6 protein-coding genes are annotated in these 10,974 nt (G+C 46.7%); all 6 read left to right on the top strand.

Going from position 1 to position 10,974, the window contains the following annotated elements; genetic code table 11:
* The first annotated feature begins 23 nt into the window (after positions 1 to 23).
* The 6 genes from OGH69_RS06120 (at position 24) to OGH69_RS06095 (ending at position 10,973) form a co-directional block, all read left to right on the top strand.
* The gene (locus OGH69_RS06120) at positions 24 to 3,065 is read left to right on the top strand and encodes a SusC/RagA family TonB-linked outer membrane protein (protein ID WP_265173569.1); all 3,042 of its coding nucleotides are present in this window, start codon (positions 24 to 26) and stop codon (positions 3,063 to 3,065) included.
* An 11-nt stretch (positions 3,066 to 3,076) separates the two neighbouring features.
* Complete coding sequence (locus OGH69_RS06115; protein ID WP_265173568.1) at positions 3,077 to 4,612, top strand: RagB/SusD family nutrient uptake outer membrane protein; 1,536 nt, start codon at positions 3,077 to 3,079, stop codon at positions 4,610 to 4,612.
* A gap of 11 nt (positions 4,613 to 4,623) precedes the next feature.
* Positions 4,624 to 6,168 (top strand): PKD domain-containing protein, encoded by a 1,545-nt coding sequence (locus OGH69_RS06110; RefSeq protein ID WP_265173567.1) that lies wholly within the window; start codon positions 4,624 to 4,626, stop codon positions 6,166 to 6,168.
* Positions 6,169 to 6,173: 5 nt separating this feature from the next.
* Positions 6,174 to 7,820 carry a glycoside hydrolase family 16 protein gene (locus OGH69_RS06105; RefSeq protein ID WP_265173566.1) on the top strand — a complete coding sequence of 549 codons (1,647 nt, stop codon included), beginning with the start codon at positions 6,174 to 6,176 and terminating at the stop codon, positions 7,818 to 7,820.
* Between the two features lie 85 nt (positions 7,821 to 7,905).
* A complete protein-coding gene (bglX, locus tag OGH69_RS06100; RefSeq protein WP_265173565.1) occupies positions 7,906 to 10,209 on the top strand; it encodes a beta-glucosidase BglX in 2,304 nt (767 codons plus the stop codon).
* Entirely contained in the window at positions 10,206 to 10,973 is a 768-nt protein-coding gene (locus OGH69_RS06095; protein ID WP_265173564.1) for a glycoside hydrolase family 16 protein, read from the top strand. Before bglX ends, OGH69_RS06095 begins: the two co-directional genes overlap by 4 nt.
* Position 10,974 lies beyond the last annotated feature (1 nt).

The following is a 10,974-nucleotide window of genomic DNA, read 5'->3' as shown; positions in this document are numbered from 1 at the left end:
ATCACAAAAACCAAATATTATATATGAAGTCAAAATTATTTCTGATCGCCTTCATGCTGGCCTCGGCTTTTTGCTTTGCGCAAAATGTCGAAATCAGCGGGCAGGTAAATGAAGCTGCTACCGGATTACCCATTCCTGGTGTGAGCATTATTGTAAAAAATTCCACCGGTGGCACTACCACGGATATCGATGGTAACTTTTCGATATCGGTACCTACGGGATCAACCCTTGTATTCAGCTACATTGGTTTTGAACCGCAGGAAGTAGTGGCAATCGCCAATCAAACCATTACCATAACCCTGAAAGAAAGCACAGAAACGCTTGATGAAGTGGTTGTGATTGGGTACGGTTCCCAAAAGAAAAAGGAAGTGACCGGCGCTGTAAGCGTTGTTACCGCCCAGACCCTTGAGAGGATACGTCCCATTAAAGTAGAACAGGCGCTTCAGGGAACAGTTTCCGGGGTAAATGTAACCACACAATCCGGTGCACCGGGCGCAGGCCTTAGCATCCGGATCAGGGGTGTCGGCACGAATGGCGAAGCCGGCCCGATAGCGATAATTGACGGTTACCAAGGCGAGCTTGGCCTCCTTAACCCACAGGATATTGAAACCATCACGGTGCTAAAAGATGCACAGGCGGCTATCTATGGTACTATTGGCGCCAACGGTATCATATTGGTTACAACCAAAAAAGGCCGTAAAAACCAAAAGCCTACCCTGTCGTATAACTTTTACACAGGATTCCAGGAAACGACCAGGACGCTGCCAACACTTAATGCCACACAATATGCCTCGTACCTTAACGAAAGCTACTCGAATGCCGGAAGCGCACTTCCTTATCCTAATGTAGGAGGGCTGGGCGAAGGCACTAACTGGCAGAATGAGGTTTTTGGCAAAAATGTGCCGATCATCAGCCATGATGTTAACCTTCAGGGAGGGTCTGAAAAGCTAACGTATGCTGTCAGCGGCTCACATATCGACCAGGAAGGCCTTGTAGGCGGAGAGAAATCGGCTTTCCTGAGGAATACCGCAAGGCTTTCCCTTGGCGCAGATCTTACGGATAAGCTTAAACTGAACACTAACGTAATCTATACCTATTTCAACAGGAGAAACCTTAACGAAAACGCGCTTGGGTCGGTACTTTTCAACGCGCTTAACGTATCGCCGCTGCAACAGCCGCGCGATGAAAACGGGGAGTATACGCTTGTGCCTGTAATCGGTTTTGGCGATGAGATCATCAACCCGCTTGCGCAGACTGAAAATACGTACAACACGTACCACTTCAAAAAGCTAAACGGTACATTTGGGCTGGATTATGAACTTATAAAAGGCCTTACCATTACCGGAAGGATAGGTTTCAACACTGTGAACAGCGAGTCGAAAACCTTTAGCCCTATCATAAGCTACGGAGGTACAAAAGTATTCAACAATACCCGCAGCAGCGTTACGCAGGGCGCAGTAAACGATAACAGCTACACATTTGACCTTTTTGCAACGTACCAAAAATCAATTGCTGAAAGCCACAACTTTACATTCACGGTTGGTAATACCATCTACAAGGAATGGGGCAACGGACTGTATGCGACAGGATATGATGTGCCGAACAACTCATGGGAGTTTGCCGATATCAACCTGGCGAACGGACTGCCGACACAAAAGCCAGTAAGTTCCTATACGTATGACGAAAGAAGGCTTTCGTATTTCGGAAGGCTTCAATACGACTTTAAAGGGCGCTACCTGCTTTCGGCCATGATCAGGCGCGACGCATCGACAAAGTTCGGCCCTGACAACAGGGTAGGTTATTTCCCTTCATTTACCGGAGGATGGGTAGTATCGGACGAGCCTTTCTTCAAGCAGAACAATATCCTTAGCTTTGCTAAAATAAGGGCAAGCTACGGTACCCTTGGTAACGACCAGATTGGCAACAATCGTTATGTTTCTCTCCTGTCCGGAGAAGCGATGTATGTATTCGATAACGCACTTACAGCCGGTACTGCTACAGGGCCTATCCCAAACCCTAAAGTGAAATGGGAGGAAGCCAAGAAATTTGACGTAGGGGTTGACCTTAATTTCTTTAACAACGACGTAACCCTTGTAGCCGATTATTTCGTAGATACGCGTAAAGACCTGCTAATACCATCTATTCCTGTATCAGGTATATTGGGAGGTGGCGCACCGGGTGCCGGATTGCCTACACTAAATGCAGGAGACGTTAAAAACTACGGGGTTGAACTTGCCGTGGGTTATAAAAAGAACATTACGGATGACTTCAGTATCGATGTGAACTATAACGTAACGTTTCTTAAAAATAAAGTCACAAAAGTAGACAATGCTACCGGATGGCTTCAGGATGGTAATTTTGGAACTGGGGAACCTGCGGCAAGGATGGAAGTTGGCAGGCCAATGGGCTACTTTTACGGCTACAGGACTGATGGTATTTTCCAAAACCAGGCGGAAGTTGATGCAGCGCCATCGCAAAGTGGCCTGGGCTCACAAACAACACAGCCCGGCGATATTCGTTTTGTGGATATGAATGGCGATGGTATTATTAATGCTAACGACAAGACAGAGATCGGCGACCCAATTCCATCGGTAACCATGGGCTTTAATATTAACCTTCAATATAAAGGATTTGACTTTACAGCCTATACCTTTGCATCGATAGGTAACGATATGCTAAGGAATTATGAAAGGACGGTGCCTAATGCCAACAGGCTGAACTATGTGCTGGACCGCTGGACCGGCGAAGGTACAAGCAACACGGTGCCGAGAGCGACTACAGGAGCTACAAATAACAATGTTATTTCTGATTATTTTGTTGAGGATGCTTCGTATGTGAGGATCCAGAACGTACAGCTAGGCTATACATTTGACGAAAAGCTGATTGGTAAGAGCGGCGTATCCAAACTAAGGCTGTATGTAGGAGTGAACAACCTGTATACCTTTACAAAATATATGGGATATGACCCGGGAGCTTCATCCGGCGCGCCGATAGGGAGCGGTATCGATTATGGTTTTTACCCTATACCGAGAACGTATATGGTTGGAGCAAACATTAATTTTTAATTATCACAACAATGAAGAAGAAAATAATAATAGCGGTGGCAGCGTTTAGCCTTTTGTCACTTAATTTATCCTGTGGAGACGATTTTGTGGACAGAACCCCCCCCTACTCTATTGACTCCGAAAACTATTTTAACTCGGAAGCTGACTACCAGCAGGCAATTATCGCGGTATATGATATGCTGCAATCTACTTACCAAAATGTCCTGTTGGGCGAAATTGCATCTGACAATACGCTTTGTGGTGGCGAGAGCGCTACAGATACCCCTTCGTTCCAGCAGGTGGATGATATGACCCATACACCAGTGAACCCTGAACTTAAAAAGATATGGGACTGGATGTTTGCCGGCGTGAACAGGGCCAATTACATACTTGAATTTAAAGATAAAACGGATTTCGAAGGAAAGGAGCATATAATAGCTGAAGCACGCTTCCTTAGGGCCTACTTCCATTTTGAATTGGTAAAATGGTTTGGCGGCATCCCGATGAAAGGTGATGCAAGGTTTAAACTCGGTGACGAAACGACAATACCACGCTCTACACCTGAAGAAGTATACGCATCTATAGAAGCCGACCTTCTTTATGCCATAGAGAATATCGACCCGTCGCCATCGCAACAAGGAAGGGTAACAAAGGGCGCCGCGAGGGCTTTGCTTGGAAAAGCCTACCTGTACTGGGCCGACACCGGTTTGGGGCACTCCGAAAAGTTTGCAATGGCAGCCGAGGTTTTGGAGCAGGTAATCCAAAGCAATACGTATACACTACTGCCCGACTACAGCACAATGTTCGAGCTCACCAATGAGAACAATGCTGAGTCTGTATTTGAAGTACAATATACCGATAAAGAAGGTGCAGGGTTTGACTGTCTTCAATGTAGTGAAGGTAACGTTGCGGTTGGCTTTAATGGGCCAAGGGGCTTTGATGGCCCGAGCTTTGAATCGGGATACAGCTTTAATGTTCCGACTCAGGAAACCTATGACTTTTTTGAAGACGGTGACTTAAGAAGAGATGTAGCTATACTTAATATGGAAGCATTTGTAGCCGCGAACCCCAATTGGGTTAACAGCCTTGGCGAATTAGGCGTTTTATATGCCGAGGGCTATGAGCATACCGGTTTTTACAACAGGAAATACATTCCGCGGAAAGACCCGGTTAATGACCAGAACATTGGCGATGCCAACCTTACCAACCCGAACAACTACAGGGCCATACGCTATGCAGATGTGCTGCTCATGGCTGCCGAGGCCTACAACAGGGGACAAATTGACGACGTGAAGGCCCGTACCTACCTGAATATGGTAAGGACAAGGGCATTTGGAAACAGCTCTCATAACATTACTGCTTCAGGCTCTGCGCTTACACAGTTTATATGGGACGAAAGAAGAAGGGAACTTGTAGGTGAGGGCCATCGTTTCTTCGACCTTGTAAGGACCAAGCAGGCAGCTGCTGCAATTGATGGCTTTGTTGCCGGTAAGCACGAATTATTCCCTATACCTATTGAAGAGATTCAATTCTCTAACGGTAACTGGAACCAAAATCCGAACTACTAAAAAAAAGAGATATGAAAAAATTGAAATTTATATTCAGCATCCTTTTCGTTGCGCTTCTCGCAGGCTGTTCTGACGAAGATACGGATGCGGCATTTGGCGACAATGCTGATGCGCCAGCCAACCTGTCGGCACTGTTTACCATTACACAGGATAATAGCGGCCTTGTGACTATTGCCCCGCACGGAGAGGGCGTGGTAAGCTACGAAGTATTTTTTGGCGATGGTACGGCAGAGCCTGCCGCCCTTGGCCTTGCAGAAAAAGTAAACCATGTATATGCCGAAGGGCAATATAATGTAAGGCTTGTGGCTACAGGAATCAACGGTAAGACCACGGAAGCAATACTGCCTTTGACAGTAACTTTTGTTCAGCCGGAAAATCTTGTAGTGAATATTGCTGCTGTAGTAGGCAATTCACTGTCGATAAATGTTTCAGCTACGGCTGACTATGAAACCTATTTTGAGGTGACTTTTGGCGAAGACAGTTCTCTGCCTCCGGTACAGTTCAACGAAGGCCAGACCATCAACTATGTGTATGATGCCATCGGTACGTATACTGTTACAGTTACTGCATTTAGTGGTGGCGCGGCTACCACAGTATACACCCAGGATGTTGTAATATCAAACCCATTGGTGCTGCCTATCAACTTTGAGAACCCAACACTCAACTACACTTTCACTACATTCAATGGAGCTACTGCTGCCGCAATTGACAACCCTCATGCCGTAGGCATCAACACAAGTGCAAAAGTAGGTTCGATGACTCCGGCGGGCGCTGTGTGGACCGGTGGCCTGCTTACATTAGACCAACCTGTTAATTTTGCAAATGGCCGTCATTTTAAAATGAAAGTATGGTCGCCTGCAGCAGGCGTACCGGTATTACTGAAGCTTGAAAACCTGACAGATACCAATGTTAATGCCGAAAGGACTGTTATGACCACCGTAGCAAACCAGTGGGAAGAAATGGTATTTGACTTTACCGGTGCCAACGGACAATATTCTAAGCTGGTGTTTTTCTTTAATGCCGCAAACCCGGGTAACGGAACTTATTATTTCGATGATATTGAACAATTCAACGGACAGGATCCCGTGGGCTTCCCACTTACTTTCCAAAGCGAAACTGCAGAGTATATCTGGAATAACTTTGGCGGGGCGCTTGGCAACAGGGTTGATAATCCTAACGCTGCAGGCATTAATACCAGTACTAAAGTAGCAAGCTTCCTTAAAACTAATAATTCGCAAACATGGGCAGGTGTGGCCATCCCAATGTCGGCTCCAATCGATTTTTCAGTAATGAAAAAGGTGAAGATGAAAGTATGGTCACCTGCTGCCGGGATACCTGTGCTTATGAAATTTGAAAACATGAACCCGCATAATACGGCTGTTGACATCGAAAAACAAACGGTAACCACAGTAGCCAACCAGTGGGAAGAGCTGACTTTTGACTTTACAGGAATAAACAACGCAAACAATTATCAGATGCTGGTAGTTTTCTTCAACTTCGGTGTGCCGGGTACAGGAGAAATCTACTACTTTGATGATGTGCAATTATCAAATTAAAAAATATGAAAAAGACATTAAAAAATTTAGGAGCATTGCTGGCTGTGATCCTGCTGATCGTAGTAGGTTGCCAGGATGACGACAAAACCTTTGGTGACCTCACCGCTCCTACCAATCTTGCATTTACGTATGATGTGGTAGGACAGTCGGCAGAATTCCCTAACGGTGATGGTACCGGAAAAGTAGTACTTAGGGCAACGGCAGATAATGCCATAAGCTATAAGTTCCTTATTGACGGTGAAGATGTAGGTGTTGCGGCAGGAGGTGTAAAACCCTATACTGTAACCAGGCAGGGAGTAAACACCTATGAGGTAACCATAATTGCATATGGTAAGGGCGGTGTAGCTTCTACAGCTACTTTTAGCATGGAAAACATACTGCTGAATTTTGAAGACCCTGACACTTTTGATGCCCTTACAGGGACAAGTTCAAAAGTATGGTACATTGCAGCAGCAGAACAGGGTCACCTGGGTGTTGGGCCAAACACGCCCGATGGCAACAATAACTGGCCTGCATGGTATGCTGCAGCTCCATTTGAAAAAGCAGGATCTGACGTAAGCAGTTGTTTTTATAACAATAAGTTTACTTTTACCAATGACAATGGTGTAATCAGGTTTGAGCACGATAATGGCGGAGCGACCTTCTTTAATGCCGGCTACACAAGCGTGGGTGGTACACCACTTGGCGAAGATACTTGTCTCCCTTATGATGTTACAGGAACAAAGACCGTTACCCTTGGTGCAGCTTCATCTGTAGTGGCTCCGGCCAATAGCACAGGTACACAATTTACAATTTCAGGTGGCGGTTTCCTTGGTTACTATATTGGCACAAGCACATATGAAGTGCTTAATATCACTGCAACACGCATGCAGTTAAGGGCAGTACAGGGCAACAACAGCGACCTTGCATGGTACCTGATACTTACGACACAGCCTCCTTATCCGGATGATGAGCCGGAATACAACACCCTTATATGGGAAGACCAGTTTAACTACACAGGTGCCCCGGACGCTTCTAAATGGACCATGGAAATTGGCAACAACAACGGATGGGGAAATAATGAAGCGCAGTATTACAGGGCTGAAAATGCGAACGTATCTGGCGGTACCCTGAAAATAACGGCAAAGAAAGAAACATTTAATGGTTTTCAGTATACATCTTCACGTATGAAAACGCAGGATAAGTTTGAGTTTACTTACGGAAGGGTCGTTATGAAGGCTAAGCTCCCTGCAGGCGGAGGCACATGGCCTGCATTATGGATGCTTGGTGCCAACTATGACCAGCCCGGACAGGGATGGCCGGCTTGTGGTGAAATCGATATGATGGAGCACGTAGGCAACCAACAAGATGTTATCCATGGTACGCTTCACTATCCGGGCAACTCTGCTGGCAACGCTAATACATCGTCTACAAACGTGCCTGGAGTTTCTACAGATTTCCACATCTATTCGATTACATGGAGCCCAAGCTTCATCAGGTTCTTTGTGGACGGCAACGAATTCAAGACATTCCCGAACTCGGCATCCGTTCCCTTTAACCACGACTTCTTTATCATTTTCAACATAGCTATGGGAGGTAACATGGGAGGTGCAATTTCACCTACGTTTACACAATCTGCCATGGAGGTTGACTACATAGAGGTATACCAATAATTTCGAAAAAACATCTGTTCTAATTACCAATGCGGAGGGAAGCCGGATAAAGGCTTCCCAACCCATTGGACACTAAAAAATTATAATGAAATATAATTTACCAAAATATGCCCTGGCGGCTTTCCTTGCAATAGCGCTTGGATGCAGTTCCACAAAACAGAATATTGCCTCATCATCACTACCTGTTGATCGTAAAGTTGACTCAGTCCTAAGACTAATGACACTTGAAGAAAAAGTGGGCCAGATGAACCAGTACAACGGCTTTTGGGATGTAACCGGCCCGGCACCGAAAAACGGTGATGCTGCCGACAAGTATGAACATCTTAAAAGAGGACTGGTAGGCTCTATGCTGAATGTAAAGGGTGTAAAGGACGTAAAAGCATTGCAGAAGATTGCCGTGGAGCAAACCAGGCTGGGAATACCGGTCATTTTTGGTTACGACGTTATCCACGGATACAAAACCATCAGCCCAATACCCCTTGCCGAAGCAGCGAGCTGGGACATTGAGGCTATTAAAAAATCGGCAGGGATAGCTGCCGCCGAAGCAGCAGCTTCGGGTCTGAACTGGACTTTCGCGCCCATGGTGGACGTGTCCAGGGATGCACGCTGGGGCCGCGTTATGGAAGGCGCGGGCGAAGACCCATACCTCAACAGCGTTATTGCAGTGGCAAGGGTACAGGGCTTCCAGGGAGACCTCGGCGAATTTAACGTTGCAGCGTGCGTTAAGCACTTTGCAGGGTACTCTTTTGCCGAATCCGGCAAAGATTATAATACGGTAGATATAAGCCATAACACGCTTCATAATATAGTGCTGCCACCCTTTAAGGCAGCCGCCGATGCAGGCGCCCTTACTTTCATGAATTCGTTCAACGAGCTTGACGGGATTCCGGCAACGGGCAACGCATACCTGCAAAGGGAAATACTTAAAAAAGAATGGAATTTTAAAGGATTTGTAGTTTCAGACTGGGGTTCTATGGGTGAAATGATTGCCCATGGCTATGCCAAAGACATGAAGCATGCAGCCGAACTTGCCGCAAACGCCGGAAGCGACATGGATATGGAATCGCATGGCTATGTTAAGCACCTTGTAGGCCTGGTAAAAGAAGGAAAGGTATCCGAAAGCAGGATTGACGACGCGGTGCGCCGCATACTCAGGGTTAAGTTTGAGCTTGGCCTTTTTGACAACCCATATAAGTACTGTGACGAAGCCCGTGAAGAGCAGACCATCGGTAAGAAAGAATTCCAGGATGGTGTACTGGACATGGCGAAGAAGTCGATAGTATTGCTAAAGAATGATGATAAAAAGCTGCTTCCGCTTAAAAAGCAGGGACAAAAGATAGCCGTGATAGGCGCATTGGCCAATGATAAGACCAGCCCGTTGGGGAGCTGGAGGATCGGCGCAGATGACAACACTGCTGTATCAGTACTGGAAGGCCTGGAGCAATACAAAGGTAACCGGATAGTATATGCAAAAGGCGCAGACGTTGCACTGGGCAGCCCGAAATTTGTTGTGGAGACCAAGATCAACATGACGGACAAAAGTGGCTTTGGCGAGGCTCTAAATGCTGCCAGGGGGGCTGATGTAGTAATTATGGTACTCGGAGAGCACGGATTACAGACAGGCGAGGGCCGCAGCCGTACCGAGCTTGGGCTGCCCGGCGTTCAGCAGGAACTGCTTGAAGAGGTATACAAGGCCAACCCGAACATCGTACTGGTACTGACTAACGGAAGGCCTCTGGCACTTCCGTGGGCTGCTGAGCACATTCCTGCCATTGTGGAAGGATGGCATTTGGGTACGCAAAGCGGGCATGCCATTGCACAGGTGCTTTATGGCGACTATAACCCAAGCGGCAAGCTGCCTATGAGTTTCCCGAGGAGCGTGGGCCAGGTGCCACTGTACTACAACCATAAAACTACAGGCAGGCCTGGCAACGGGCAACCTACAGAAAGTGTATTTTGGTCGCACTACATAGATGAGCAGTCTACCCCACTCTACCCTTTTGGGCACGGATTGAGCTACTCTAAATTTGAATATAGCAACCTGAAGCTGAGCAGCCCGTCGTTTACCGGTAAAGGAAAGATTACAGTATCGGTTGATGTAGCCAACAACAGTGCAGTTGACGGGAAGGAAGTGGTGCAGCTATATATCAGGGATCTTATCGGGTCGGTAACAAGGCCGGTTAAGGAACTTAAGGGTTTTGAGCTTACAGAGATAAAAGCAGGCCAGAAAAAGACCATTACATTTACCATTGATGAAAAGACAATAGAGTTCTATACTGCTAATGAAAAATGGGAGGCAGAGCCAGGCGATTTCATGGTATTCGTGGGCGGAAGCTCATACACATCGCTCGAAGCAGGATTCAGCTATAACAAAGACGCAAAGCCATGAGAAAAACAGCAATAGCACTAGCAGTGCTTATGGCCATGACAGTTACAGCACAGGTAAAAAAAGGCAAGCTGGTATGGGAAGAGAACTTCAACGGCAAAAAGCTTGATGAGAAGGTATGGAACTTTGAAACCGGCGATGGATGCCCCAATGTATGCGGATGGGGCAATAATGAGCGCCAGGTATATACCAAAGAGAACCACAGGCTGGAAAATGGCCACCTGGTCATTACAGCCAAGAAAGAAGGTGACAAATACACTTCAACCCGCATAACTACTTCAGGGAAGAAAGAATTCAAATACGGCTACATAGAAGCCCGTGCCAAGATACCGACAGGACAGGGAATTTGGCCGGCATTCTGGATGCTGGGCACGAATATAAACAAGGTAAGCTGGCCTCTGGCCGGTGAAATTGACATCATTGAATATGTGGGCAAAGATCCCGGAATGGTGTACAATACCCTGCACTTTAAAGACCGACACGGCGGGAATGCTTTAGGCCACCGCACTGCTTACCCGGACATTGAGGAAGGATGGCATACCTATGCCGTGGACTGGACTGCCGAAAAAATAGATTTCCTGGTAGACGAAAAAGTACTTTTCAGCTACACCCAGGAGAATAAAACACAGGAGAACTGGCCGTTTGACCAGCCATTCTTTATACTGCTGAACATGGCGATAGGCGGTAACTTTGGCGGGCCCGATGTAGACGACAGCATCTTCCCACAGGAGTACCTGATAGATTATGTGAGAGTATATTCCAACTAAA

The sequence above is a fragment of the Flavobacterium sp. MFBS3-15 genome, from assembly GCF_026107645.2.
Classification (GTDB): domain Bacteria; phylum Bacteroidota; class Bacteroidia; order Flavobacteriales; family Flavobacteriaceae; genus Flavobacterium.
Note: the sequence above shows the minus strand (reverse complement) of the source record. Positions and strands in the feature narration are given on the sequence as shown.

Excerpts from the sequence above, each read along its gene's own strand:
- OGH69_RS06120 (WP_265173569.1), top strand. The coding sequence starts at position 24 with ATGAAGTCAAAATTATTTCTGATCGCCTTCATGCTGGCCTCGGCTTTT.
- OGH69_RS06115 (WP_265173568.1), top strand. The coding sequence starts at position 3,077 with ATGAAGAAGAAAATAATAATAGCGGTGGCAGCGTTTAGCCTTTTGTCA.
- OGH69_RS06110 (WP_265173567.1), top strand. The coding sequence starts at position 4,624 with ATGAAAAAATTGAAATTTATATTCAGCATCCTTTTCGTTGCGCTTCTC.
- OGH69_RS06105 (WP_265173566.1), top strand. The coding sequence starts at position 6,174 with ATGAAAAAGACATTAAAAAATTTAGGAGCATTGCTGGCTGTGATCCTG.
- bglX (WP_265173565.1), top strand. The coding sequence starts at position 7,906 with ATGAAATATAATTTACCAAAATATGCCCTGGCGGCTTTCCTTGCAATA.
- OGH69_RS06095 (WP_265173564.1), top strand. The coding sequence starts at position 10,206 with ATGAGAAAAACAGCAATAGCACTAGCAGTGCTTATGGCCATGACAGTT.